This window comes from Rhodococcus sp. AC861 (assembly GCF_979256035.1).
Window position 1 is genome coordinate 245,158 of sequence record NZ_CEEDMW010000005.1, and the last position, 24,746, is coordinate 269,903.

General features: G+C 68.2%; 23 protein-coding genes. 11 read left to right on the forward strand and 12 right to left on the reverse strand.

Translation table 11 applies throughout. The features are described 5' to 3' along the window. Window positions 1-47: 47 nt before the first annotated feature. A complete protein-coding gene (locus AC0IX4_RS17410) occupies window positions 48-4,607 on the forward strand; it encodes an ATP-dependent helicase (RefSeq protein WP_471830131.1) in 4,560 nt (1,519 codons plus the stop codon). Between the two features lie 3 nt (window positions 4,608-4,610). Further along, window positions 4,611-5,390: a DNA-formamidopyrimidine glycosylase family protein gene (locus AC0IX4_RS17415; protein ID WP_471830133.1), complete on the forward strand. Its 780-nt coding sequence runs from the start codon at window positions 4,611-4,613 to the stop codon at window positions 5,388-5,390. A gap of 13 nt (window positions 5,391-5,403) precedes the next feature. Here AC0IX4_RS17415 and AC0IX4_RS17420 read toward each other — a convergent pair whose 3' ends face one another. The 3 genes from AC0IX4_RS17420 to AC0IX4_RS17430 are packed head-to-tail and all read right to left on the reverse strand — an operon-like array spanning window position 5,404 to window position 8,981. Continuing rightward, on the reverse strand, window positions 5,404-6,057 hold the full coding sequence (locus AC0IX4_RS17420) for a PadR family transcriptional regulator (protein WP_471830135.1): 654 nt from the start codon (window positions 6,055-6,057) through the stop codon (window positions 5,404-5,406). A 36-nt stretch (window positions 6,058-6,093) separates the two neighbouring features. Then, window positions 6,094-7,401 carry a serine hydrolase domain-containing protein gene (locus tag AC0IX4_RS17425; RefSeq protein ID WP_471830137.1) on the reverse strand — a complete coding sequence of 436 codons (1,308 nt, stop codon included), beginning with the start codon at window positions 7,399-7,401 and terminating at the stop codon, window positions 6,094-6,096. Beyond that, window positions 7,398-8,981, reverse strand: coding sequence for a serine hydrolase (locus AC0IX4_RS17430; protein ID WP_471830139.1), 1,584 nt, complete (start codon window positions 8,979-8,981; stop codon window positions 7,398-7,400). The genes AC0IX4_RS17425 and AC0IX4_RS17430 overlap by 4 nt, the downstream gene beginning before the upstream one ends. Before the next feature lie 183 nt (window positions 8,982-9,164). On the opposite strand from AC0IX4_RS17430, the gene AC0IX4_RS17435 reads away from it, so the two are divergent. Further along, entirely contained in the window at window positions 9,165-9,380 is a 216-nt protein-coding gene (locus AC0IX4_RS17435) for a hypervirulence associated TUDOR domain-containing protein (RefSeq protein WP_042573173.1), read from the forward strand. 7 nt (window positions 9,381-9,387) lie between these two features. Here AC0IX4_RS17435 and AC0IX4_RS17440 read toward each other — a convergent pair whose 3' ends face one another. From AC0IX4_RS17440 to AC0IX4_RS17450, 3 genes are all read right to left on the reverse strand, one after another. Further along, entirely contained in the window at window positions 9,388-10,356 is a 969-nt protein-coding gene (locus tag AC0IX4_RS17440) for a GGDEF domain-containing protein (RefSeq protein ID WP_042573172.1), read from the reverse strand. Between the two features lie 46 nt (window positions 10,357-10,402). Further along, the gene (locus AC0IX4_RS17445) at window positions 10,403-11,596 is read right to left on the reverse strand and encodes an aminotransferase-like domain-containing protein (protein ID WP_042573171.1); all 1,194 of its coding nucleotides are present in this window, start codon (window positions 11,594-11,596) and stop codon (window positions 10,403-10,405) included. A 171-nt stretch (window positions 11,597-11,767) separates the two neighbouring features. Next, on the reverse strand, window positions 11,768-13,171 hold the full coding sequence (locus AC0IX4_RS17450) for an NAD(P)H-quinone dehydrogenase (protein WP_042573170.1): 1,404 nt from the start codon (window positions 13,169-13,171) through the stop codon (window positions 11,768-11,770). A 164-nt stretch (window positions 13,172-13,335) separates the two neighbouring features. On the opposite strand from AC0IX4_RS17450, the gene AC0IX4_RS17455 reads away from it, so the two are divergent. Continuing rightward, window positions 13,336-13,803: a gamma-glutamylcyclotransferase family protein gene (locus AC0IX4_RS17455; RefSeq protein ID WP_042573169.1), complete on the forward strand. Its 468-nt coding sequence runs from the start codon at window positions 13,336-13,338 to the stop codon at window positions 13,801-13,803. 10 nt (window positions 13,804-13,813) lie between these two features. On the opposite strand, the gene AC0IX4_RS17460 is transcribed toward AC0IX4_RS17455, so the two are convergent. The 3 genes from AC0IX4_RS17460 to AC0IX4_RS17470 are packed head-to-tail and all read right to left on the reverse strand — an operon-like array spanning window position 13,814 to window position 16,864. Beyond that, a complete protein-coding gene (locus tag AC0IX4_RS17460) occupies window positions 13,814-14,980 on the reverse strand; it encodes a M20 family metallopeptidase (RefSeq protein WP_042573168.1) in 1,167 nt (388 codons plus the stop codon). Continuing rightward, a complete protein-coding gene (locus AC0IX4_RS17465) occupies window positions 14,977-16,149 on the reverse strand; it encodes a M20 family metallopeptidase (protein ID WP_471830142.1) in 1,173 nt (390 codons plus the stop codon). Before AC0IX4_RS17465 ends, AC0IX4_RS17460 begins: the two co-directional genes overlap by 4 nt. Before the next feature lie 13 nt (window positions 16,150-16,162). Further along, window positions 16,163-16,864 (reverse strand): enoyl-CoA hydratase/isomerase family protein, encoded by a 702-nt coding sequence (locus AC0IX4_RS17470; protein WP_042573167.1) that lies wholly within the window; start codon window positions 16,862-16,864, stop codon window positions 16,163-16,165. 87 nt (window positions 16,865-16,951) lie between these two features. Between AC0IX4_RS17470 and AC0IX4_RS17475 the strand changes: the two genes are divergently transcribed. Next, window positions 16,952-17,104 (forward strand): hypothetical protein, encoded by a 153-nt coding sequence (locus AC0IX4_RS17475; RefSeq protein ID WP_042573166.1) that lies wholly within the window; start codon window positions 16,952-16,954, stop codon window positions 17,102-17,104. A gap of 7 nt (window positions 17,105-17,111) precedes the next feature. On the opposite strand, the gene AC0IX4_RS17480 is transcribed toward AC0IX4_RS17475, so the two are convergent. Further along, window positions 17,112-17,630 (reverse strand): phenolic acid decarboxylase, encoded by a 519-nt coding sequence (locus AC0IX4_RS17480; RefSeq protein ID WP_042573165.1) that lies wholly within the window; start codon window positions 17,628-17,630, stop codon window positions 17,112-17,114. 157 nt (window positions 17,631-17,787) lie between these two features. Here AC0IX4_RS17480 and AC0IX4_RS17485 point away from each other — a divergent pair, with 157 nt between their 5' ends. Next, a complete protein-coding gene (locus AC0IX4_RS17485) occupies window positions 17,788-18,531 on the forward strand; it encodes a purine-nucleoside phosphorylase (protein WP_231568597.1) in 744 nt (247 codons plus the stop codon). Further along, on the forward strand, window positions 18,528-20,132 hold the full coding sequence (locus AC0IX4_RS17490) for a phospho-sugar mutase (protein ID WP_471830144.1): 1,605 nt from the start codon (window positions 18,528-18,530) through the stop codon (window positions 20,130-20,132). The genes AC0IX4_RS17485 and AC0IX4_RS17490 overlap by 4 nt, the downstream gene beginning before the upstream one ends. Here the strand turns inward: AC0IX4_RS17490 and upp are convergent. Next, window positions 20,129-20,752, reverse strand: a complete 624-nt coding sequence (gene upp, locus AC0IX4_RS17495) for a uracil phosphoribosyltransferase (protein ID WP_042573366.1) — start codon at window positions 20,750-20,752, stop codon at window positions 20,129-20,131. The two genes, AC0IX4_RS17490 and upp, sit on opposite strands and share 4 nt — an antisense overlap. Window positions 20,753-20,896: 144 nt before the next feature. Here upp and AC0IX4_RS17500 point away from each other — a divergent pair, with 144 nt between their 5' ends. Genes AC0IX4_RS17500 through AC0IX4_RS17515 form a run of 4 tightly spaced genes read left to right on the forward strand, consistent with a single transcriptional unit; the run spans window position 20,897 to window position 24,044 of the window. Continuing rightward, window positions 20,897-21,232 (forward strand): hypothetical protein, encoded by a 336-nt coding sequence (locus tag AC0IX4_RS17500; RefSeq protein ID WP_471830145.1) that lies wholly within the window; start codon window positions 20,897-20,899, stop codon window positions 21,230-21,232. Beyond that, window positions 21,229-22,263 carry a C40 family peptidase gene (locus AC0IX4_RS17505; protein ID WP_471830146.1) on the forward strand — a complete coding sequence of 345 codons (1,035 nt, stop codon included), beginning with the start codon at window positions 21,229-21,231 and terminating at the stop codon, window positions 22,261-22,263. Before AC0IX4_RS17500 ends, AC0IX4_RS17505 begins: the two co-directional genes overlap by 4 nt. Beyond that, window positions 22,260-22,754, forward strand: coding sequence for a hypothetical protein (locus tag AC0IX4_RS17510; protein ID WP_471830148.1), 495 nt, complete (start codon window positions 22,260-22,262; stop codon window positions 22,752-22,754). The genes AC0IX4_RS17505 and AC0IX4_RS17510 overlap by 4 nt, the downstream gene beginning before the upstream one ends. 15 nt (window positions 22,755-22,769) lie before the next feature. Then, window positions 22,770-24,044 (forward strand): primosomal protein, encoded by a 1,275-nt coding sequence (locus tag AC0IX4_RS17515; RefSeq protein ID WP_471830149.1) that lies wholly within the window; start codon window positions 22,770-22,772, stop codon window positions 24,042-24,044. A gap of 18 nt (window positions 24,045-24,062) precedes the next feature. Here AC0IX4_RS17515 and AC0IX4_RS17520 read toward each other — a convergent pair whose 3' ends face one another. After that, the gene (locus AC0IX4_RS17520; protein ID WP_471830151.1) at window positions 24,063-24,584 is read right to left on the reverse strand and encodes a tetratricopeptide repeat protein; all 522 of its coding nucleotides are present in this window, start codon (window positions 24,582-24,584) and stop codon (window positions 24,063-24,065) included. Window positions 24,585-24,746: the final 162 nt, after the last annotated feature.

A 24,746-nucleotide genomic window follows, 5' to 3' on the forward strand; every position in this document is an offset into this window, starting at 1 on the left:
GGACCACACACGGCAACCGTGTCGGTGGGTCCGTGCACTATGGAGAGGTGAAGAACCCCACCGCTCCGTCGCCCGAGGACGTGCTCGCGCGGTTCACGGCTCCGACGCGTGCGTGGTTCGACGGTGCCTTCCCCGCTCCCACGGCCGCGCAGATCGGCGCGTGGGACTCCATCTCCAGCGGCGCGCACACCTTGGTCGTCGCTCCCACCGGCTCCGGCAAGACGCTGTCCGCATTCCTGTGGGCGCTGGACAAGCTGGTCAGCCGTGATCCCGAGGACACGGCACCGGGCACCCGGGTGCTGTACGTCTCCCCGTTGAAAGCCCTTGCTGTCGACGTCGAACGCAACCTCCGCGCACCGTTGGTCGGCATCACCCAGACGGCCAAGTTGCAGGGGGTCGCGCCGCCGGAGATCTCGGTGGGCGTGCGGTCCGGCGACACCAGCCCCGCCGATCGTCGTCTGATGCTCAAGACGCCGCCGGACATCCTCATCACGACACCGGAATCGTTGTTTCTGATGCTGACGTCCGCGGCGCGGGAATCACTCGAACGCGTCGACACCGTCATCGTCGACGAGGTGCATGCCGTTGCCGGCACCAAGCGCGGCGCGCACCTGGCGCTGTCGCTGGAGCGTCTCGATGCGAGATTGGACAAGCCCGCTCAGCGCATCGGTCTGTCCGCGACCGTCCGTCCGCACGAGGAGGTGGGACGCTTCCTCACCGGATCGGCACCCATCAGCATCGTGTGCCCGCCGTCGCCGAAGACGTTCGACCTCTCGGTGCGCGTTCCGGTCGAGGACATGACGGAACTCGGCACCACCGAGCCGCAGGAGGGGTCCGCGTCGGCCGCCCCACAGCAGGGGTCCATCTGGCCGCATGTAGAGGCGCAGATCGTCGACCTCGTCCTGGAGCACCGGTCGTCCATCGTCTTCGCCAATTCCCGACGGCTCTCGGAGCGACTCACCGCCCGACTCAACGAGATCTACGCCGAACGTATCGGTGACGGCGCCCCCGTGGATCACGCGCCGCCCTCGCAGATCGGGGCGTCCGGCGACGTCGTCCACGGTGCCGAGCCGCTGCTGGCCCGCGCGCACCACGGCAGCGTGAGCAAGGATCAGCGCGCTCTCATCGAGGACGATCTCAAGTCCGGCCGCCTCCGCTGCGTGGTTGCTACCAGCAGCCTCGAGCTCGGCATCGACATGGGCGCAGTCGATCTGGTGGTGCAGGTCGAGGCGCCGCCGTCCGTGGCCAGTGGTCTGCAGCGTGTCGGTCGAGCCGGCCACCAGGTCGGCGAGATCTCCCGCGGCGTGCTGTTCCCGAAGCACCGCACCGACCTGATCCACTGCGCCGTGACCGTGCAGCGGATGACCGACGGGCACATCGAGGCTCTGAAGGTGCCGGCCAATCCCCTCGACATCCTGGCCCAGCACACCGTGGCGGCGTGCGCCCTCGAACCCATCGACGCCGACGAGTGGTTCGACATGGTCAGGCGCACCGGCAATTTCGGGTCGCTGCCTCGGTCGGCCTACGAGTCCACGCTGGACCTGCTGTCGGGAAAGTACCCGTCCGACGAGTTCGCCGAGCTGCGACCACGTTTGGTGTGGGACCGCGACGGTGGGTCGCTGACCGGTCGCCCCGGCGCCCAGCGCCTGGCGGTCACCTCGGGCGGCGCCATCCCCGACCGCGGACTGTTCGGCGTCTTCATGGTCGGCGAGAAGGCCAGCCGCGTCGGCGAACTGGACGAGGAGATGGTCTACGAGTCGCGCGTCGGAGACGTCTTCGCCCTCGGTGCCACCAGTTGGCGCATCGAGGAGATCACCCACGATCGAGTTCTCGTCAGCCCGGCCTACGGGCAGCCCGGCCGACTGCCGTTCTGGCACGGCGACGGACTCGGTCGCCCGGCCGAACTGGGCGAGGCACTGGGCGCGTTCCTGCGCGAGTCGTCGGACGACGACGCGCTGCGCGGCCGGCTGCAGGAGAGCGGGCTCGACGTCAACGCGGTGAACAACCTGTCCGCGCTGCTCACCGAGCAGCGCACGGCGACGGGCCACATGCCCACCGATCGCACGTTGGTCGTCGAACGGTTCCGCGACGAGCTGGGCGACTGGCGTCTGGTGCTGCACTCCCCGTACGGCCAGCAGGTGCACGCACCGTGGGCCCTGGCCATCGGCGCGCGCCTCATCGAGCGGTACGGCATCGACTCGCAGCCCACGGCATCGGACGACGGCATCATCGTGCGCCTCCCGGACACCGACGACGAGCCGCCGGGCCCGGACCTGTTCGTCTTCGAGAAGGACGAGATCACCGACATCGTCACCGAGCAGGTCGGTGGCTCCGCCCTGTTCGCGTCGCGGTTCCGTGAATGTGCCGCGCGCGCACTGCTTCTGCCCCGCCGCAATCCGGGCAAGCGAGCGCCGCTCTGGCAGCAGCGTCAACGCGCCGCGCAGCTTCTCGACGTGGCCAAGAAGTACCCCACGTTCCCTATCCTGCTCGAGACGGTGCGCGAGTGCCTGCAGGACGTGTACGACCTGCCCGCACTCGAGGACCTGTGCGTCCGCATCGCGCGCCGCCAGATCCGCATCGTCGACGTCGAGACCGACTCGCCGTCACCCTTCGCCACCTCGTTGCTGTTCAGCTACGTCGGGCAGTTCATGTACGAGGGCGATTCCCCGCTCGCCGAGCGTCGTGCTGCCGCACTGTCTCTCGACGCCTCGCTGCTGGCGGAGCTGCTCGGACGCGTCGAACTGCGCGACCTGCTCGACGGCGACGTCGTCACCGACACCGAGCTCGAACTGCAGCGCCTCGTCGACGACCGCAAGGCACGTGACGCGGAGGGCGTGGCCGATCTGCTGCGCCTGCTCGGCCCGCTCACGACGGCGGAGATCGAGGCACGCATCGAGTCGCCCGGCTCCGCAGCGCAGTGGGCGGGCGAGCTCACCGCGGCGCGCCGCGCCCTCGAGGTCTCGTTCGCCGGGTCGCAGTGGTGGGTCGCCATCGAGGACGCCAGCAGACTCCGTGACGCCCTCGGTGTTCCGTTGCCCATCGGCACCCCGGCGGCGTTCATCGAGCCCGTCGAGGACCCGCTCGGGGACCTCGTCAGCCGCTACGCGCGCACGCACGGTCCGTTCTCGGTCGCAGACGTCGCCGGCCGCTTCGGCATCGGGTCGGCGGTCGCCCGCGACGTGCTGCTGCGCCTCGTCGCCCAGAAGCGCGTGGTGGAAGGGGAATTCCGGCCCGGCGGTTCCGGCAGCGAGTGGTGTGACGCCGAGGTGCTGCGCAGGCTCCGCCGGCGTTCGCTCGCCGCCGCACGCCAGGACGTCGAACCCGTGTCCACCGGCGTCCTCGGCCGCTTCCTGCCGCGCTGGCAGCACGTCGGCGGCACCCTGCGCGGACTCGACGGTGTGGCGACGGTCATCGACCAGCTCGCCGGTGTCCCGGCTCCGGCATCGGCCTGGGAGTCGCTGATCCTGCCCCAGCGTGTCCGGGACTACTCCCCCGCGATGCTCGACGAGTTGACCGCTACCGGCGAAGTCGTGTGGTCCGGCCACGGCGCGATCTCCTCGAAAGATGGGTGGATCTGCCTTCATCCCGCCGACGCCGCACCGGTGACGCTGCCGCCTGCGAAGGACGATGAACTGACGGACTTGCAGCAGACCGTGCTGCAGGTGCTCTCGGGCGGCGGCGCGTACTTCTTCCGACAGCTGTCCGACACCGTCGGGCAGCTGCACCAGACCGAGTCCGGCGCCCCTGCCGACGACACGACTCTGGTTGCGGCACTGTGGGATCTGGTGTGGACCGGACACCTGACCAACGACACGTTCGCTCCGCTGCGCTCGCTGCTGCACGGCACCACCCGGTCCGCACCGAGCCACCGCCCGGCGCGGCGCTCGCCGCGAGCACGGTCCTACCAGCGGTTCGCGCGACCCTCCCTTCCGACGCGCACGGGCCCGCCCTCCGCGGGTGGTCGCTGGGCACTGCTCCCGGAGGCGGAGTCCGACCCCACCATCCGGGCACATGCCACCTCGGACATCCTGCTCGAGCGGTACGGCGTCGTGACCCGCGGTTCCGTGATGAACGAGGGCGTTCCGGGCGGCTTCGGCGGGGTCTACAAGGTGCTCACCGGCTTCGAGGACAGCGGCCGGGCCCGACGCGGCTATTTCGTCGACTCTCTCGGCGGCGCCCAGTTCTCCACCTCGGACGTCGTCGACCGACTGCGCAGCGAGTCCGAACGTCCTGTCGGAGCCGTGGCACTTGCCGCGACCGATCCCGCCAACCCGTACGGCGCCGCACTGCCCTGGCCCAAGAGTTCTGTGGACGCCGCCTCGGGCCACCGTCCGGGACGCAAGGCCGGTGCCCTCGTCGTCATGGTCGACGGCGAACTCGTGCTGTACGTCGAGCGCGGCGGCAAGACGGTGCTCACCTTCACCGAGGAGCGCGACGTGCTGGTCACCGCGGCGTCGGCTCTCGTGTCGTTGGTGACCACCAGATCCGTCGACAAGCTGGTGATCGAACGCACCGACGGGAGCGACATCCACGGCTCCGTCTTCGCGACGATCCTCACCGAGGCGGGCTTCTCGGCGACGCCGCGTGGCCTCCGGATCAGGGCCTGATCCATGCCCGAAGGCGACACCGTCTGGCGCACGGCCAACAGTCTGCGCGACGCACTCGACGGCAAGGTTCTCACCACGTGTGATGTCCGCGTGCCGCGCTACGCCACGGTCGACTTCACCGGCGAGACGGTGGAATCGGTTCTTTCGGCGGGAAAGCATCTCGTCATCGAGGTCGGCGGCAAGGTCATCCACTCGCACCTGAAGATGGAAGGCGCCTGGCACGTCTACCAGCCGGACACACCGTGGCGACGGCCTGCCTACCAAGCGCGCATCGTGCTGGGAACGAATGACCGAGTCGCGGTCGGATTCGAACTCGGTGTCGTCGAGATACTGGATACCGTCGAGGAGGCGGTCGGGTATCTCGGGCCGGATCTGCTGGGGCCCCTGTGGGATCCGGCGGAGGCCCTTGCGAATCTCGAAGCGGAACCCGACAGGCCGATCGGTCTCGCTCTGCTCGACCAGCGCGTCATCGCCGGACTCGGGAACGTCTACCGCAACGAGATCCTGTTCCTCCGCGGCGTGGACCCGCACACGCCGGTCTCCGCGGCGGGGAACCTGGCGAAGATGATCGATCTGTCGCACCGCACGATCACGGCCAACAAGAACCGCAACGCGCGCACCTTCACCGGAGATCTCCGTGCGGGCCGGCACTTCTGGGTCTACGGCCGGGAGAACAAGCCGTGTCGTCGCTGCGGAACACGCATTCGCGACGGGCTTCTCGGGGACAACCCTCTCGAGGAGCGGCAGATCTACTGGTGCCCGAGGTGCCAACCCGCTCCGTGAATCAGCTGTCGGGTCACGACTCCTCGTGCACCTCCGGTGCACCCAGTCGCGCCGAGGCGTCGAGCATCGTCTCGGTCCGATCCCGGTGCGAGGTGGCCGGAGTCGTGGTGTCCGTCCAGTCCTCGATCTCCGCCAGCGCCCAGTCGCTCCATTCGACGATGTGCGTGAAGTGTCCGACCATGAAGCGATTGGCGAGTGCCATCAGGTGCTGACGTTCGGGAAACGTCGCGACGGTGGTGTCTCGGAGCGTGACGGCGTGCCGCCCGAAGAGTTGGCGGGTGGCGTCGGCCTGCTCCCGCATCGTCCGTAGGTTGCTGCGCAGGTCCTCGAGGGAGCCCTGGTCGGCGAACAGCACCCGCATCATGCCCTCGAACTCGAGAGCCGACGGGCGGGACCGCTCCGCCAACCACGCCGTCAGGGCTGCGCGCCCCTCGTCGGTGATCGAGTAGACGGTGCGGGGACGCGCGCCCACGGCATCGGCCCTCGCTGTCACCAGCCCGCGTTCGAGCAACTTCTTCGGCGCGTTGTAGTGCTGCCGTCCCGCCCGAGGCCACAGTTCGCCGACACCACGACCGAACAGTTCCGAGATGTCGTATGCGGTCAGGTCCCGCGACACCAACATGCCGAGCACGACGTACGACGTCGTGGTGAGGTCGCCCTGAGCCACCGGTTCCACCTCTGGATTTCTCCCCCGGTAGCGAGCCTACTTGCCGGTGTCCTCCGCCACCTCGTCGATGTCGTCGGCTGTGTCCTCGGCGCCGGAAGACGGCCCGGACTGCTGCGCATACAGGGCTTTCGCCAGCGACCCGGCCAGCGCCGCCGCCGGCGCACTCCCGTCCGTTCCGGGCGCCATGTTCGCCCAGACCACCATCGTCAGGTCGTTGACCGGGTCGTACCCCATGAAGGAGTTGTACCCGGGCATCTCGCCGATGTGTCCGAACATCGGTCCCATCTGCGCGAGCCCGTAGCCGTACCCGGCAGAGGACGGGTTGTCGGGATCGGTCGGCTGCACACTGTCCATCCGCACCGTCTGGGTGTCCGCGTCGAGCAGGTCGCCCCTGACCAACGCCCGGACCCACGTGGCCAGATCGTTCGCCGTCGAGATGCCCTGGCCGGCCGAACTCGTCCACGACGGGTTGTCGTTCGTGGTGTCCCTCGGCTGGACCGAGCCGGCGTCGATCGCAGCGATCCGGTCCGGGGACAGCGCTTCCTTGCCCTCCCCGAGAGTTTCGACATTGCCGCTGTAGCTGTACCCGCGGGTGAACGGCGCCGGGATGCTCGTATCGGTGGTGGCGGGATACGACGTCCCCGCCAATGCCAGCGGACCGAAGAGCCTGTCCTGGAAGATCCGGTCGATGGGCTTGCCGTCGAGCTTCTCGGCGATCAGTCCGAGCAGCACGGTGTTGGTGTTGGAGTAGCTGTAGCCCTCTCCCGGTGGGAAGTTCGGCGGGTTGCTCAGCCCCAGTGCGACGAGTTCCTCGGCGCTCCACACCCGGCCGGGGTCGGTGTCGAGTGCCTCGTTGAGCTCCACGGTCTGGGTGTAGCTGTAGAGCCCACTGCGCATGTCGAGCAACTGCCCGATCGTGATGGCATCACCGTTCGGCACATCGGGCCGGAACGTGCTCACCGGATCGTCGACGGACAGCAACCCCTCCTGGACCATCTGCAGGATGACCGTGCCCGTCCACGTCTTCGTGTTCGACCCGATCCGCACCTTGGTGTCGAGAGTCGGGGCCTCCGACCGATCGGCCGCCACCGAACCCCAGGTCTTGACGTAATCACCGTCCGGCGTGGTGATCAGCACGACCATGCCGATCTCCCGCGACGTCGTGGCGACGTCCTCGACCATGGCATCGAGAGCTGCGGGATCGAGTGGCAGGAGAGCCGATGCGGTCGCTGACGACGTGGCCGGTGCCGGCGTCTCGCCGCTGCCGGACGAGCAGCCCGAGACGAAGATCAGGGCAGAGGCCGTCGCGATACCGACGGTACGAGAGACAGTGCGAACAGTCATGAGCGTGTGAACCTTCCGAGTCCCTGCTTGTCGAGGTATTCGACCGTGAACGAGGCGGGAGCACCGTTCACGATCTCGAACGTGACCCCGGTCGGGCCGACAGCGTTCTCGCCCGACGTCTCGAAGAAGTAGGTGTCACCGTCGTAGTGGGTCAGGGGGTACGTCAGCTGACCGTCCTTGCCGACGGTGAGCGTGAGCCGATCACCGTCCGCCGAGACCCGTGCCGGTCCGTGGAACGGGCTGTCGAACGTTCCGACGTACTCGGTCGCGGGACGAGCAGGGGTCACCGAGGCCGGCGGTGTCGCGTAGTCGATCGGCGACGCCTCCTCCTCTGCGATCCCGTCGAAGATCCCGGCGATCAGCGGTGCCCAGTCGACGGTCTGCCGACCGTTCCGCACCTGGTCCATGAACTGCGCGGCAACAGTTTCCGAGCCCCCGACCGGTGCCGAGTTGGACAGGACGACGATGCCCAGCTGTTCACTCGGCAACATGAACACCGTGGTGCTCGCCCCGAGGGCGAACGCTCCGGAATGCGACAGCTCGACGCGCCCCTTGTCGTCCGTGCCCACGTTGAACCCCAACCCGTAGAACGAGTCTCGCGCGCCCTCCGTCCCGGACGCGCCCGACAGGGAGTGCGAGGTGTGCGTGTACTGCAGTGCGTCCGCGTCCACGATGCGACGTCCCTCGAACTCTCCCCCGCCGAGTTCCATGCGGATCCACTTCGTCATGTCGTCGACGGACGAACTCGCTCCTCCCGCAGGTGACTGATTGTCGGGCTCGCGAACGTACTTCGCTTCCCACTCGGTAGTCGAACCGTCGGCGAGCACGTGGTTCACCGCATGGTTGGGCGAGTTCGCCCAGTCCTCGAATCGTGACGAGGTGTCGGCCATGCCGAGGGGCTCGTAGATGCGACGACGAGACAGCTCGGGCCAGTCGGTGCCCTGCGCCTTCGCTGCGGCGTTGCCGGCGGCGGTGAACCCGAAGTTCGTGTACGCGTAGCTGTCCCGGAACGACGCCAGCGGGAGCTGGTCGAGTCGGCCCATGATGTCGTCGTAGTCGTACCCGAAATCCTCGAGGACGTCTCCGGCATGATCCGGCAGACCCGATCGGTGCGAGAGCAGATCGACGAACGTCGCGTGCTCGCTCACGTACGGATCCGCCACCGCGAACTCGGGCTCGTAGCGTCGGACAGGATCGGCCCAGTCGACCGCTCCGTCTCCGACCGAGGCAGCGATGACGCTCGACGCGACCGGCTTGGACACCGACGCGAGCTGGAACCGGGTGTGGGTGTCGACAGGCTCGTCGGTACCGACCTTTCGGACACCGAATCCCCGCGAGTACAGAACCTCGTCCTGGTACACGACGGCAGCCGCGACTCCCGGCGTGCCGGTCCGCGCCATCATCGCCTCGACGTACCCGTCGAGATCGCCGACGGCCGCGTCGACGTCCGCGCGGTCGATCTGGGCGGCTGGGACGGCCGGCGGGCTGTCTGCGAGTAGCTCCGGCGATGCCTCCTCCGAGCTGCATCCCGCTGCCACCAATGCCAGCGTCACTACCGTCGCAGCAATTCTCGCGGCCATCTCGTCATCCCCGTTCGACGTGCCGAGTCCCCGTCCCACGAACATGGGCTGGAGACCGATCGGTTCGAGACCCTACGCCGATACCGCACTGTGCACCATGCAACTTGCACCATCGGGGCGGCCGGGTGTACCGACGGCACTATCCGGGTATCAGCCCCGCATCCCGACGGAAGGACACGACACATGTCGAAGGACGAATTCACCAAGGGCGACAAGGTCGAGTGGAAGACGCACGGCACCAAGACCGAAGGCGAGGTGGTCGAGAAGATCACCTCCGAGACCGAAGCCGGTGGGCGGAAGGTCAAGGCGTCGAAGGACGACCCGCAGTACCGAGTGGAGAGCGACAAGTCCGGCAAGGACGCGGTGCACAAGCCCTCCGCTCTGGACCCGAAGGACTGACCCGCACTCACGCCTTGTCGTCGACGCCGGCCTTCTTCCTCTTCACCTGGTAGAGGTCGGCGTCGGCGCGTGCGAGGACATCCGACGCCGACTCGCCAGGAAACGCGGACACTGAGCAGCCGACACTGACGTGCGGGAAGGCAGCGGCGGTCGCGTCGGCGAAGGCACGGCTCACGGTCGGCGATGCACCGTGCACGAGAGCCGCGAACTCGTCGCCGCCCAGCCTCGCGATCACCGTGCCCGGGGGTGCCAGATCGGACCACGAGCGGGCGAGTGAGATCAAGAACCGGTCGCCGGCGGAATGGCCGGACGTGTCGTTGATGGCCTTGAAACCGTCGACGTCCAGCGCGACGACGGTGATCGACGACGTCGTCACCTCGCTGACGGCCATCTCCCAGCCCGCCCGGTTCCGCACACCGGTGAGCGGGTCGGTGTGGGACGCGTCGATCAACGCCCTGGTGACACTCCCGAACGCCTCGGCCGCGCCGACGACGGCGACTGCGAAAACCAGGTAGCTGATGGGATAGAGCTGGGCGGGGGACGCGGCCGCGGCCCCACAGACCGCCACCACGAGCACGATCACCAGGACCTGAGCGACCGTCCGGTCGTGGAAGGCGCGGATGTACATGGCCAGGAACATCACCGCGATCAGGCACATGAACTGCGATGCGGTGAGCACATGAAAGGCCATGACAGCGGGCGTCGCGATCATGGCGGCGCCCACGGCCATACCGAGCGCGACGCGTCCGCGAGGCCGGACCGCCAGGACGAGCAGCGCCGCCACCCCGACGACGACCGCCACCACTCCGCCCGCCACCGGTGACGTCACCCGGTCACCGTGCGGCAGGAGCGAGACCGTCACGCCCACCGCGTACAACGATGTCGTGACGAGCAGATATTGGCGAAGCAGGCGGGTCCGGAGTTGGGCGGTTCCGTGCCGAACACTCGGTGGCTGGACGCCGTCGACGGACCGCATGCCGACACGATGCCAGGTTCGGCGGAAGTCGGAAAACCGGAGAGGACTACCGCGCGTCGTGCGCCGCGGCCAGGCGTCGCACGGCCTCCTGCAGCTCGGCCTCGGTCGACGTCGCGAAGCAGACGCGCAACGCAGTTCCGAGTTCGTCCCCGCCGGCCGGGTCGAAGGCGCGACCGGGCACGTACGCGACCCCGCGCTCGACCGCTGCCGGCAGCAATGTCGAGGTGTCCGTACCGTCGGCGAACTGCACCCACAGGAACATCCCGCCGCGGGCCGCATCGACCTCGATCGCCGGACCGAGTTCGCTCCGCAATTCTCCGACCAGCACCTCCGCCCGTGCCGAGTAGACAGCGCGGACGTCGTCCAGGTGCCGTTGCAGCCACGTCTCGTCCGCGAGCAGGTCCGCCGCGATCAGCTGCGTCAACGACGAGCCGCACAGATCGGCGCTCTGCTTGATCCGCTCGACGGCGTCGCACACCGGTCGGGGCGCGGTGAGCCACCCGACGCGCAGGGACGGTGCCAGGATCTTGGACGCGGAGCTCAACCGGATCACCCGATCGGACACGACGGGGCTCGGTGGAGGCGCGTCGAACCACACGTCGCCGTAGGGATCGTCGTCGACGACCCAGATGCCGTATCGCTCCGCGAGGTCGACGAGAGCGCGGCGACGCCCGACCGACAGCACTCCCCCTCGAGGATTGTGGAAGTTGCTGACGGTGTGCACGACACGAGGACGCACGCCCGACACCAGCAGTCGCTCGAGGGCGTCGGTGTCGGTGCCGTCCGCGTCGACCGGAACCGACTCGATGCGGGCGCCGACGGCCTGGAATGCTTGCAGCGCACCGGGATACACCGGTCGATCGACCACGACCACGTCGCCGGGATCGACGAGCACGGACGCGAGCAGGCTGAGCGCCTGCTGGGAGCCGTGGGTCACCACCACCGAGGCGGGCGACACCTCGCCGTGGACCAGCGCCGACTCCCGTGCGGCGATCACGTCGCGGAGCCGCCGCACCCCCGTGGTCTCCGCGTACTGCAGGGCGGCGGTGGAGCCGCTCAGTATCCGATGCGTGACGTCACGAATGGTGCTGTGCGGCATGACGTCCGGCGATGGAAGACCGCCGGCGAGGGACAGTATGTCCGGCCGGGCGGTCAGCGTGAGCAGGTCACGGATCGCTGATCCGGTGACGGACGACGCGCGGACGGACAACGAGGGGACAGGGGGAACCGTGATGGACATGACGAACTCCGAACACCGTGGAAACCAGGCGTCGCGGCGCGCTCACAGGGTGTCTGTGTACAGAGTGGCTCGGACGGGAACGGCGCCCATGGTGAGGCGCTGGACCCATGCTAGGCCGAGTGCCCACTCTGTGACACCCTCGTCTCATCCCTCGAGACAACTCCCGGTGCGTCAGTCCAGATCGTCGTGGCGCATGAGCTGGCGAGCGGCCTCGGTGATCGACCCGGTCAGCGACGGATAGACGGAGAACGTCGCGGCGAGGTCGTTGACCGTGAGGTTGTTCTGCACTGCGATGGCAATCGGCAGGATCAGCTCCGACGCGGTCGGCGCGACGACGACGCCGCCGATGACGACGCCGGTGGCCGGTCGGCAGAAGATCTTGACGAAGCCGCGACGGAGCCCGGACATCTTGGCCCTGGGGTTGGTGTTGAGCGGCAGCATCACCGTCCGTGCCGGCACGTCGCCGTTGTCGATGGCGGACTGCCCCACACCGACCGTGGCGATCTCCGGACGGGTGAACACCGCCGACGCGACCGTCTTGAGCTTGATGGGGCTGACGCCCTCACCGAGAGCGTGGTACATCGCGATACGGCCCTGCATCGCCGCGACGGACGCGAGAGGCAGCAGCCCCGTGCAGTCACCGGCGGCGTAGATACCGGTGACACGGGTGCGCGACACCCGGTCCACCCGTAGGTAGCCACCACGGTCGAGTTCGATGCCGACACTCTCGAGCCCGAGATTCGCGGTGTTGGGCACCGAGCCGACGGTCATCAGAGCGTGGGAACCTTCGACGGTCTCCCCGTCGGACATCGTGACGACGATGCCGTCGTCCGTGCGCGTGACGGAGTCGGCGCGCGCGTTCTTGATCAGCGTCACACCGCGTTCGGACAGGACGTCCTCGAGAACCAGCGCGGCATCGGCGTCCTCGCCGGGCAGCACGCGGTCGCGGCTGGACACCACGGTGACCTTGACGCCCATCTCCGTGTACGCCGAGACGAACTCGGCGCCGGTGACACCGGAACCCACGACGATCAGGTGAGTGGGGAGCGAATCGAGGTCGTACAGATGACGCCACGTGAGGATGCGCTCGCCGTCGGGCTCTGCTCCGGGAAGGATCCGGGGGCTGGCACCGGTCGCGATCAGCACCACCTCGGCGTCGAGCTGCTGCGTCGTACCGTCGGCGAGAGTCGCCTCGACCTGGTGGGCAGCGAGGCCCGGCTGGGTGTCCACCACTTTGGCGGAGCCGGCCAACACCGTCACACCCACGGTCTGCAGACGAGCCCGGATGTCGGAGGATTGGGCCTGCGCAAGGGATTTCACACGGTTGTGGATCTGCGGGAGATCGACGGTGGCGGATGCCGGATCCAGCTCGATGCCGAGATCGGATGCACGCCGCATGTCGGTTCGGATGCCGGTGGACGCGATGAAGGTCTTCGACGGGACGCAGTCCCACAGCACGCAGGCGCCGCCCACACCGTCGGAATCGATGAGAGTCACCGTCCCACCGTGCTGAGCAGCGACCAGTGCAGCCTCGTACCCGGCCGGTCCACCGCCGATGATCACGATGCGGGTCATTCATCCTCCGTAACGGGTTTGCGGGAGAGTCCTAGCGGGCGTGAGGGTTGCTCACACTCCTCAAACCTATTCCACCGAGGCTCGCGCTCGCACCTCAGCCCGACGCCGGAGCGCGGACGACCTCGATCCGCGGGACACGGACATGACGGTTTAGGCTGACCGCCGTGCCGATCTACGCCGCTTACGGTTCCAACATGCACCCCGAGCAGATGCTCGAGCGGTGCCCCCACTCGCCTGCGTCCGGGACGGGGTGGCTGCCGGGATGGCGTCTGACGTTCGGTGGCGGCGACATCGGGTGGGAAGGCGCGCTGGCGACGGTCGTCGAAGACCCCGATTCGAAAGTCTTCGTCGTCCTGTACGACGTCTCCCCCGAGGACGAGGAAAGCCTCGACCGGTGGGAGGGTTCCGAGCTCGGCATCCACCGCAAGATCCGTCTGCGCGTCGACACCGACGACGAGCCCGTCCTGGCGTGGCTGTACGTCCTCGACGCGTACGAGGGTGGACTTCCGTCCGCCCGCTACCTGGGTGTGATGGCCGAAGCGGCGGAGATCGCCGGAGCTCCCGCGGACTACGTCCGTGACCTCCGCACGAGGAACAGCCGCAACGTGGGTCCCGGCACCTCCCCGTCCTGAGAGCTGACGGTCAGAGCACCTGATCGTCGCCCAGGCCCAGGGCGAGCGCCGTCATCGCCCGGACGCCGACGGCGAGCGCACGCTCGTCCAGATCGAACGTGGGCTGATGGATGTCGAGTTGCGGTCCGACTCCGGACCACACACCCAGCCGAGCCATGGCACCCGGAACGTTCTCGAGGTACCACGAGAAGTCCTCACCGCCGCCGGACTGCGCGGTGTCGGCCAACGCGTCCGGGCCGAGTGAGCGGATGGCTGCCTCGAAACGGCGCGTCGCGTGCTCGTCGTTCACGACGGGGGGCACGCCTCGCCGGTAGTGCACCTCGAACGTGACTCCGGTGGGTGCGAGCACCCCTGCCACGATCTCCTGCACCAGTGGCTCGAGCAGTGCCCAGGTCTGGTGATCCCCTGTGCGGACGGTGCCGGTCAGCATGCCCTTCTGCGGGATCGCGTTGGGCGCCTGCCCCGCGACGACAGCGCCCCACACCATGACGGTGCTGGTCCGCGGATCGACCCGACGGCTGAGCAGCCCCGGCAGACCCGTGATGACCGAGCCGAGTGCGTAGACCAGGTCCGATGTCAGGTGCGGACGTGAGGTGTGTCCGCCGGCCGAGTCGAGGCGCAGTTCGACCGTGTCGGCCGCGGACGTGATGGCACCGACGCGGATGCCGATCTTGCCCACCTCGAGGCGTGGGTCGCAGTGCAGCGCGTAGATCTGCGACACGCTCGTCAGCGCTCCCGCCGCCACCATGTCCAACGCCCCACCCGGCATGACTTCCTCGGCCGGCTGGAAGATCAGACGTACTCCGTGCGGAAGGTTCGGCAGCGAGGCCAGCGCCAGGCCGGTCGCGAGGAGGATCGTCGTGTGCGCGTCGTGACCGCAGGCATGTGAGACACCGGGGACCTCGGACGAGTACTCGGCGCCCGTGAACTCGGTCAGCGGCAATGCGTCCATGTCGGCGCGGAGGGCCACTCTCGGCCCACTCGGACCGATGTCGCAGATCACGCCGCTGCCGCTGGGCAGCACGACGGGCGACAGACCCGCCGCCGTCAGGATCTCGGCGACCATCTTCGTGGTCTCGAACTCCTGACGCGCGAGCTCGGGATGTCGGTGGATCCGACGACGCCACGTCACGAGATCCGCCCCGTGTGCAGCGATCCAGTCGTCGGCCGGGTTCATCGTCGTGCGGTCCTCTCGTGGGCGCCCTCGACGAATCGAGCGCGGTGATGCGGATCGGTGGCGGCCGCGACGACGACCTGCGCGAGAGCGCGGGCACCGTCGGTCACGGCGAGATCGGCGGAGTCGGTGACACATGCCGCCGCGAATGCGGGCTGGTGGGTGACGGCTCCACCCGAGTCCAACCCTATGACGGGGTGGATACCGGGAACGACCGCCGTGACGTTGCCCATGTCGGTGCTGCCGAACGGTCGCGATGTCTCGAACTCGGGCGGGACCAGCGTCCGCCCCAGAGCCGGTGCGAAACTGCGGTATCGGTCGACCAGCCACGCGTCGGGCGTGAGTTCGGTGTAGGTCGGCGACACCGTCACGATCTCGTGGGTACACCCTGTCGCCGTCGCACCGGCTTCGAAGCACCCGCGAGCCCGACGGTCGAGGTCGTCCAGGGCTTCGGCAGTGTCCGCTCGCAGGTAGTAGAACATCTCGGACGATCCGGGAACGATGTTCGGAGCGATACCCGCGTGCCCGACGATGCCGTGGATCTGCTGGCCGGGCCGCAGATGCTGACGCAGCAGTCCGACACCCACCTGTGCGACGGTCACCGCGTCACCGGCGTTGATCCCCCACTCCGGCGCAGCGGACGCGTGAGCTTCCCGCCCGGTGTAGCGGACGGCGATGTCGGACAGGGCGAGTGACCGCGCGGCTGCGATGTCGAACGGACCCGGATGCACCATGAGCGCGAGGGACACGTCGTCGAAGACGCCGGCGTCGAGCATGAGCACCTTGCCGCCACCGGATTCCTCCGCCGGCGTGCCCAGTACCCGCACGGTCAGGCCCAGCTCGTCCGCGACGGACGCCAGTGCGAGACCGGCGCCCACCGCGGACGCCGCAATGATGTTGTGCCCGCAGGCATGTCCGATCTCCGGCAGCGCGTCGTACTCGGCGCAGACGGCGACCACCAGGTCGCCCGATCCGAACGACGCGTCGAACGAGGTCGGCAGGTCGGCGACTCCGCGCCGCACCTCGAATCCGGCGCTCACCAGCAGCTCGGAAGTGGCCGCGGCAGCGAAGTGCTCCTCGAACGCCACCTCGGGACGGGCATGAATGGCATGCGACAACCCGATCAGTTCGGTACGCGCCGTGTCGATGACGGGGTCGATAGTCGGGTGCACGGTCACCAGTCTGTCACTGACCCAAGGCGAAGCCGCTCTCAGCGGTGGGGACGGACAGCGCCGCCAACGTGGACACGTGGACGCTGTCCTTGATCGACGTCAGATTGGGTCCGCGCGTCGCGACGCGCTCGGCGGCTTGCCGTACGGCAGTCTCGATCACGTGGTCCTCTCCGGCGACCGTCTGGACGATTCCCGCTGCCACAGCGTCGGGACCTCCGTAGCGGCGTCCGGTCGTCATGGCCTCGAGCGCGGTCTGATTCGGGAGTCGCTCGAGAAGCAGCGTCGACATGCCGTGGGTGAACGGCATGCCCAGGTTCACCTCGGGCAGGCAGAAGAAGCCGCGGTCCTCGCGCATCACCGAGGTGTCGTGGCACAGCGCGAGCATCGCGCCGGCGCCGAACGCATGGCCCTGCACCGCGGCGACGGTAGCCATCGGGTACCGCAGCAACCGGGTGTAGACGGTGTGCACCAGATCGAGGTACTCGGGGATCGCGTCCGCGTGGGAGAAGAGGTAGTCGACGTCCAGACCGTTCGAGTAGAACTTGCCGCCACCCACGGTGACCAGGGCTGCAGGGCCCTCCGTTGCATCCGCCTCGTCGAGAAGCTCGTGGACGTGCTCGATCCAATCGGGGTGGAAACGGTTCTCCGGATTCACTCCGTCCGCGTGGGCCAGGCTGAGAACGAAGACGTTTCCGTCGCGATCGAGTGAAGGCATGAGCGGATGGTACTAGCCGGTAACACGCCGGTGACGTCGGCGGCTGTCCACCTTGCGCCACCGCCCGGCCAGGGGCACTGTGCAGTCATGCAGTTCGCGGCAATTGTCCAACTCGTGGTCATCGTGCTGCTGGCTGCCCTGTCGGCGATGCTGCTGTTCGTCGGCGCCTTCGGATCCGGCGCCGTCCTGGCGTCGGGGGCAACGGTGTGGTTCTGGCGTCTCTACCGCGCCCACACCTGAACCCTCGTCAGTTCCGACGCGTCGCGTATCCGTCCGGGAGATCACCGGGCGCCACTGCGACGACCGTGTCGTCGTCGACTCCGACGTTCTCGAGAAACGTGATCTGCGCGAACTCGGGCACCACATGGATCGGGTACGTCGGACCCTCGTCGCGGTAAGTCGTCATCAGCGGCAGATGGTCGTTCTGGAACAGCACCGTCTTCGAGCCGTCCTCCTCCACCCACGCGGGGAAGAAGATCGTGCCGTGGACCCGCCGGAGCCCGGGCATCACGTCCACCACGACGCAGGTGCCGGTGGGCTCGACCCACGAGATCTTGTAGACGTCGTCGGTGAGCCGCACGACGTCCACCTGCTGGTCCTTGACCCAGCGACCTCCCACCATCCCGCTGTGGATCCGGTAGTCGATGGTGGCGTCGTTCTTCACGTACATCTCGTACTGCCACCCGTTGGCGTAGGTGTAGATGAAGTGATGGCCCACCAGTCCGGTCAGATCCTGGTCCGGTGCGGGGCTCGCGGTCTCGGTCATCTCCCGATTCTGCCTGCCGCAGCGGGCACCCCCCGTCGGCGATAGGGTCGAGTTCGTGAGTACTCCCCCCACACAGGCCTCGTCTACGAACGTCCCCGTCGACCCGGAGACCGATCCGACCGGAGCCGCCGAAGCGGCCGCCGCGGCGCTCGCCGACATCACAGGCGTCGCCGAGCATCCCGTCGCGGTAGTGCTCGGTTCGGGATGGCAGAAGGCAGCCGAGCAATTCGGGACGCCCGAACACATCGTTCCGATGTCGTCGCTGCCGGGTTTCGCTGCCCCGAAAGCCCTGGGCCACTCCAGTGCGATGTGGTCGGTGGACGTCGAGGGCACCAGGGTCCTGATCCTGCTGGGACGCACCCACGCCTACGAAGGCCATCACCTCGGTCGCGTCGTCCATCCCGTGCGCACCGCGGCCGCCGCGGGCGCACGCACCATCGTGCTGACCAACGCGGCCGGGGGTATCCGTGAAGGAATGGCGGTCGGAGACCCGGTGCTGATCTCGGACCACCTCAACCTGACCGCGCGGTCACCGTTGGTCGGCGCGCAGTTCGTCGACCTCGTCGACGCCTACTCGGCCGACCTCCGCGATGTGGCGCGTGAGATCGACCCGTCGCTGACCGACGGCGTCTACGCGGGACTGCCCGGTCCTCACTACGAGACCCCCGCCGAGATCCGCATGCTGCGCACCATGGGCGCAGACCTTGTCGGCATGTCCACCGTGCACGAGACGATCGCAGCCCGTGGCGCCGGAGCGCGCGTACTGGGTATCTCCCTGGTGACCAACCTCGCGGCGGGAATGACGGGCGATCATCTCGACGGTGCCGAGGTCATCGCCGCGGGCGCAGCGTCCGCCGAACGGATGGGAACCCTTCTCCGGCAACTCGTGACGCGCCTGTGAGCGACGTCCGGGCAGCAGTCGAAGCGTGGATCGCCGACGACCCGGACCCGGTGACCCGCGCAGAACTCGCGGCACTCGACGCGACCGAGTCGGCCGCCCGGTTCGCCGGCACGCTCACGTTCGGAACAGCCGGGCTCCGCGGCCCTGTGCAGGCCGGCCCCAGTGGGATGAACGTGGCCGTGGTGACACGCGCGACGGCCGGCCTGGCCGCCTATCTCGCACGGCATCACGCGCGCGGATCCGAGGTGGTGGTCGGCCGCGACGCGCGGCACGGGTCCGCCGCCTTCGCCCGCGCAGCAGCAGAAGTGTTGGCCGCAGCGGGCTTTCGCGTCACCCTGCTTCCCGACCCCGCACCCACTCCCGTTCTGGCGTTCGCGACACGGTCCCGGCGTGCAATCGCAGGAGTACAGATCACGGCCTCGCACAATCCCGCGGCCGACAACGGCTACAAGGTCTACCTCGACGGCGGCGCCCAACTCGTCTCCCCCGCGGATCGCGAGATCGAGGACCTCATAGGGGCAGCACCCGGCGCCGCCCACGTTCCGCGCACCGCGGTCGAGCCCACCTCCGACCCGATCGTGGCCGCATACCTGGATCGGGTCACCGACCGTGTTCCCGCTCGACCGTCCCACGGCGGGGTGCGCATCGCAATGACTCCCATGCACGGCGTCGGTGGAACCGTCGCCGTCGACGCGCTGCGCCGTAGCGGGTTCACCGACGTACACACCGTGCAGTCGCAGTTCGACCCCGACCCGGACTTCCCGACGGTCGCCTTTCCCAATCCGGAGGAACCGGGAGCTACGGACGAGTTGCTGGCGCTCGCGGACCGGGTGGGCGCCTCCCTCGCGATCGCGCTCGACCCCGATGCGGACAGATGCGCCGTCGGGGTATCCGGCGCTGATGGATGGCGCATGCTCACCGGTGACGAAACGGGAGCCGTTCTCGCCGACCACATCCTGCGCACCGCGACTCCGAACTCCCTCGTGGCCAGCACGCTCGTGTCGTCCACGTTGCTGTCCGCACTCGCACCCGCTCGCGGCGCGCGGTATCGACGCACGCTGACCGGTTTCAAATGGCTCGTCCGCGCCGGCGAGGGTCTGATCTACGCGTACGAGGAAGCCATCGGCCACTGCGTCGATCCGGATGCGGTGCGCGACAAGGACGGGATCTCCGCCGCCGTTCTCCTGGCCCACGTGGTGGCCGAGCTCGCGGAGCTGGGTCGCACCGTGCTCGACGTGCTCGACGACCTCGACCGTGAGTTCGGCGCGCGCGTCGGAACCCAGGTGTCGCGGCGGGTGACCGACCTGTCCGAGATCGCCGACATGATGGCGAAGCTGCGTGCATCACCGCCCGAGACGTTGGCCGGATCCGAGGTGACGGTGCGTGATCTCGACTCTCCCGAGGCCGAACTCCGCACGGACGCAGTCGAACTGACCACCGACAGCTGCAGAGTCGTCGTCCGGCCGTCGGGCACCGAACCGAAGCTCAAGGCGTACCTGGAAGTGGTCGAGCCCGTTCATGGAAACGACGGACTCGAGGCGGCGCGTGCGCGTGCACGCGCGAGCCTCGCAGCCCTGGTCACCTTCGCCGACAGCCTCTAGCGAGGTCCGAACTGACGATCGCCGGCATCGCCGAGGCCGGGAACGATGTACGCGTTCGCATCGAGTCCGTCGTCGATGCTCGCCGCCACCAGTCGCACGGGCAGCCCGGACGACGCGAGGGCCTGCACGCCCTCGGGAGCCGCGACGACGCAGATACACGTGACGTCGTCGGCACCGCGCTGAACGAGAAGCTCGATGGTATGCACCATCGATCCGCCGGTGGCCAGCATCGGATCCAGTACGTACACCGGGTATCCGGCCAGGTCGTCGGGCAGCGATTCCATGTACGGCACCGGCTGATGGGTCTTCTCGTCACGGGCGATCCCGACGAATCCCATCCGTGACTGCGGGATCAGCGAGCTCGCCTTCTCCACCATGCCGAGTCCGGCTCGCAGTACGGGGACGAGCAGCGGGGGCTTCGCCAGACGCGTTCCCGTGGTGACCGCGACAGGCGTCGTCACCTCGAATTCGACCACAGGAGCATCCCGTAGCGCTTCGTACACGAGCATCTGGGTGAGCTGGCGCAAGGCGGAGCGGAAAGCCGGGTTGTCCGTTGCCTGGTCGCGCATCTGAGTCAGCAGCGCGGACGCGAGGGGATGGTCGAGTACGCGCATGTCCATGTCGGGCGTGGTGTTCACCGGCAACACACTAGTCGCCACCGCACCGGCTGGTCGTGCTGACGAGCCGGGGAACCGTCGGGACCGCCAGGGCGTCCAACCCCGCGAGAACAAGGATGTTCGCGCACAGGATGGGTGGAGGAGAACATGGTGAGAGTTCCCGGTGTCGGCCCGGACGTGCACGGTGGTGTGGAGGTCGATGCCGATGCGATGACCGCGCCCGCAGGTGGACTCGACGACGCGTCGACCGCCCTGCGTGAGGCCTCGACCGCCGTGAGCGTCGGCGAGTCGGCGGCATTCGGAGTTGTCGGATCCGATTTCGCGGCCGTCCTCGGCGCGGCATCGCAGCGCTACTCGGACGCTCTGTCGACGCTCTCGGACCGGTTCGCCGCGACTGCCGACGACGTTCTCCGTGCGTCGAGGAGCTACCGAGTGGGCGACGAGTCGCTGTCCGACTCGCTGTCCGGAGGCGTGACCCGGTGATCGACGTGTTGGCCGCGCCGATCGAGGACCTGCTGCGATGCGTCGCCACGGAAGACTCGGTCGACAGCGCAGTGCGTACCGGCGACCGGCACGTCGCCGGGGCAGTACGCGCTGCCACGGACGCGTCGAGCGCACTGTCCGGGGTCTGGACCGGCACGGCCGCGGATGCGGCGCTGTCCTCCGTGCGGAGTTCGATCGAGGCGGGAACGGCGTTGATCGCTCACGCCGGTGAACTCGAGGCAGCGGCAGCCGAGGCCACCGAGTCGATCGCCCGAGGTCGCGCCGAGCTGTCCGCGGTGTTGTCATCGTTCCTCTCGGCCGCGGGCGTCCTGCTGCCCGCAGCCCTCACCCCGGCGGGGCAGACGGCCCTGGTGGCTCTCGCCGCCGAGCATCTCGAGCGGGCCACCGTCGTCTACGCCCGCGTCCGCGCCGAACTCGACGCGCTGGCGGCGCGAGTCGCGGCGCTGGTTCTCCCGGAGATCCCTGCCCCCACGTCCACTATCGATGCGATCGTGCGGTCGTTCATCTCGCCGACACAGGCGGCGACGGTCGGCGACTTCCAGCCTTTCGTCGACCCGCAGACATCCGACGCGACAGCTCCAGGCCATCGAGCCTACGACCCTGCAGATGGCGGCACCGGTACGTCGGTGACACTGCCCGACGGCAGTACATCTCTGGCTCCCAACGCCCGGGCGGCCAGCGCAGTCCGCTTCGCACTCGACCAGCAGGGCACGCCCTACGTCTGGGGTGGCACAACCCCGGGGCAGGGACTCGACTGCAGCGGGCTCACGCAGAGCGCCTACCAGCACGCCGGTGTCGACATCCCTCGGCTCGCCTCGGACCAGTCCGTCGGAACCCCTGTCGATGTGGAGAACGTGATGCCGGGTGACCTGGCCGTGTGGGACGGTCACGTGGCCATGGTCGTCGGCAACGGCCAGATGGTCGAGGCCGGCGACCCGGTCAGTGTCTCTCCCATCCGGACATCGAACTCCGGCATGGGCTTTCACGGGTTCTACCGGCCGACAGCATGACAAAGTCTTACATCGAGGTCGCGCCGTCGGGTGAGATCGTCTCGCTCGAGGTAGATCCGGGCGAATTCGCATACGGAGGCGAGGCTGTCGCACGTGCCGTTCTCGATCTACACCGAACCGCCCACCGGCCGCCGGCTGTTCCCTCTCCTTCGCCCTGCGTGTTGTCGGGAGATACCTCCGGCCCGTTGTACCGAGCAGGACTCGCGTCCGCCGCGTTCCGCGACAGCCTCGATGCGTTGGGGGCGGTACGCGGATCGCGAACCGTCGACGGCCGGGGCGGGTTCTCGGTGTCCGCACAGGCCGATGTGTACGGATCCCTGGTCGTACTCCACGTCGACGACCGGGTGCGCGACCGCAGCGCTCACCATGTCGAGAGCGTTGTCGTCGAAGCTGTGAACGGCTCGGTGAGAGATGCGGCTGCAACCAGGGAGGCCATCACGGCGCGGCTCCTCTCGGTGCTCGACGCAGCATCCGCCGACAGCCGCCGCTGAGATAGGCTCGCGGCCATGCCTGGAGACATCGTCCCGATCGAACTCGGAGTGACTGCGGGAAACCTCGTGACACTGTGGGCGCCCGAGTGGCGCGAGGACGGTGAGGAATGGGAAGCGTTCCTCGGCCGCGAGGACGACCTGTACGCGTTCCCGTCGGTCGCCGAGATGGCAGCGTTCATCCGCAACGACACCGACAATGACCTGGTCGAGCACCCGCAGTGGCGCACCGTGGTGGCGTTGTCGGCGGCGCACATCGAACCCGACGACGAGCACGTCTTCGATCTGGTCGGCGTCCCGGAGCTCGCAGCCGGTGAGCCGGACGAGGAATCTCTCGTCGAACTCGCGCGGTCGCTCGAAATGGCGCGCACCCTCGGCGAGGTCTGCGAACTGGATGCCGTCACCCGGTTCTTCTCCGCCAATCCCCTACTCGGAGTTCTTTCTCGTGGCGCCGACGCCTTCGTCGGCCGTGAGGGCAGTCAGCTCTGGAACCGCATCGGCTCCGTCGTCGCCAAGGGATGGGACGCGGTTCTCGATGCGATCGACGACGTCCTCGTCACCCCCGACGTCGATGCAGACGCCACCGCCATCGCCGACGCCGAAATCACCGCGGCGGCCGAGAACATCGTCGACGTGGACGACCTGGACGACGAGGACATCGACTCCGACGACGACGCGGACTCGACGGTGATCGTTCCGCTGGCCGTCGACGAGGACGAGGACGACGACGACCAGGACGACGAAACGTTCTGGGGCGCAGTAGGAATCGACCCTGTTCGCATCATCACCTTGGACGACACGTACTACACACTGCGGTGCTACCTGGACGACGAGCCTGTGTTCCTCGGTCGCTCCGGCGCCATTCTCGTATTCGGCAGTGAGCGAGCACTGGCCCGCTACCTCGCCGACGATCACGACCACGACCTGACGTCGGTGAGTACCTACGACGACGTCCGTACCGCGGCAGTCGACGGCTCCCTCGATATCGAGGTCACCGACGAGAACGTCTACGTACTGCCGGGCCTCGCCGACGACCTGGCTCGCGGCCCGCAGTTCGTCGACGTCGACCAGCTGGACCTGGCGGTCGAGTTGTTCACCGATGCAGCCGATTACGCCAAGGATCCGTCGGTGGAGGAAGCGTTGGCGACCTCCACGCCCCTCGGGTGGCTGGTGTCGTACATCGTCGAGCCGACCGAGGGCCGTATGGCGCCCAGTGCGCCGTTCGATGCCGAAGCCGAGTCCTGGCGGGCCCTGGAGCGCGAGTTCGAGACCCGGTTGCGCCCGACCACCTGACGGTTGCGCGTGATCGACTCAGGCGTCCGTCGGCGGATCGAGAAGGGCACGCGCGTACGCCGCGACGGACTGCCGGTACCGCGGTAGATACGGTGTCAGCGCGTCGATCGTGAGCTTCAGAGCTTCGGCCGAACGTCCCGAATCATGCAGCGCCAGGGCGAGAAACACCGTTCGAGCATCTCCCGTCGACGGATCGGGAACCGCAGCACGCAGAACGTCGACGGCCTCGTCCAGCCGACCGAGGTTTCGCAGAGTGGACGCGTACTGAATATCCAGCTGTGACCTGCGAGATCCGGTAAGTCCAGACGCTCGGGCGGCCTCGTACTCGACGACCGCCGCCTGTTCGTCGCCGACCGAGTCGTACACGCTCCCCATCTCGAAGTGCGCGATCGATTCGTCGAGGTCGAGTGTCGTGACGAGCTCCTGCAGACGCGTGACAGCGCCGGCGTGATCGTCCAGGTCGACGGTGTCCCAGTAGTCCGCGAGAGCTTCGTCCGGTGTCTGCTTCAGCTCGGGCGATGCGTTCCGGTCTTCTGTCATGCCGCCATTGTCCGGCAGCCGTCGATTCTCGTCACCGCGAGCTTCACGCCCGCGTCGACATGCGTTACGGTGCGATCAGTGACTTCCTTCATGATTTGGTGACTCGGCCCTCCGGCCTCTCCCGTGCACCGTTCCGGCGCTCGGTGGCATCTGCGTGCGACG

What these genes read in the sequence shown, in the direction of transcription:
- AC0IX4_RS17415 (WP_471830133.1), top strand. Translation starts at nt 4,611, where the DNA reads ATGCCCGAAGGCGACACCGTCTGGCGCACGGCCAACAGTCTGCGCGAC.
- AC0IX4_RS17425 (WP_471830137.1), bottom strand. Translation starts at nt 7,401, where the DNA reads ATGACTGTTCGCACTGTCTCTCGTACCGTCGGTATCGCGACGGCCTCT.
- AC0IX4_RS17430 (WP_471830139.1), bottom strand. Translation starts at nt 8,981, where the DNA reads ATGGCCGCGAGAATTGCTGCGACGGTAGTGACGCTGGCATTGGTGGCA.
- AC0IX4_RS17435 (WP_042573173.1), top strand. Translation starts at nt 9,165, where the DNA reads ATGTCGAAGGACGAATTCACCAAGGGCGACAAGGTCGAGTGGAAGACG.
- AC0IX4_RS17440 (WP_042573172.1), bottom strand. Translation starts at nt 10,356, where the DNA reads ATGCGGTCCGTCGACGGCGTCCAGCCACCGAGTGTTCGGCACGGAACC.
- AC0IX4_RS17445 (WP_042573171.1), bottom strand. Translation starts at nt 11,596, where the DNA reads ATGTCCATCACGGTTCCCCCTGTCCCCTCGTTGTCCGTCCGCGCGTCG.
- AC0IX4_RS17450 (WP_042573170.1), bottom strand. Translation starts at nt 13,171, where the DNA reads ATGACCCGCATCGTGATCATCGGCGGTGGACCGGCCGGGTACGAGGCT.
- AC0IX4_RS17460 (WP_042573168.1), bottom strand. Translation starts at nt 14,980, where the DNA reads ATGAACCCGGCCGACGACTGGATCGCTGCACACGGGGCGGATCTCGTG.
- AC0IX4_RS17470 (WP_042573167.1), bottom strand. Translation starts at nt 16,864, where the DNA reads ATGCCTTCACTCGATCGCGACGGAAACGTCTTCGTTCTCAGCCTGGCC.
- AC0IX4_RS17475 (WP_042573166.1), top strand. Translation starts at nt 16,952, where the DNA reads ATGCAGTTCGCGGCAATTGTCCAACTCGTGGTCATCGTGCTGCTGGCT.
- AC0IX4_RS17480 (WP_042573165.1), bottom strand. Translation starts at nt 17,630, where the DNA reads ATGACCGAGACCGCGAGCCCCGCACCGGACCAGGATCTGACCGGACTG.
- upp (WP_042573366.1), bottom strand. Translation starts at nt 20,752, where the DNA reads ATGGACATGCGCGTACTCGACCATCCCCTCGCGTCCGCGCTGCTGACT.
- AC0IX4_RS17500 (WP_471830145.1), top strand. Translation starts at nt 20,897, where the DNA reads ATGGTGAGAGTTCCCGGTGTCGGCCCGGACGTGCACGGTGGTGTGGAG.
- AC0IX4_RS17510 (WP_471830148.1), top strand. Translation starts at nt 22,260, where the DNA reads ATGACAAAGTCTTACATCGAGGTCGCGCCGTCGGGTGAGATCGTCTCG.
- AC0IX4_RS17515 (WP_471830149.1), top strand. Translation starts at nt 22,770, where the DNA reads ATGCCTGGAGACATCGTCCCGATCGAACTCGGAGTGACTGCGGGAAAC.
- AC0IX4_RS17520 (WP_471830151.1), bottom strand. Translation starts at nt 24,584, where the DNA reads ATGACAGAAGACCGGAACGCATCGCCCGAGCTGAAGCAGACACCGGAC.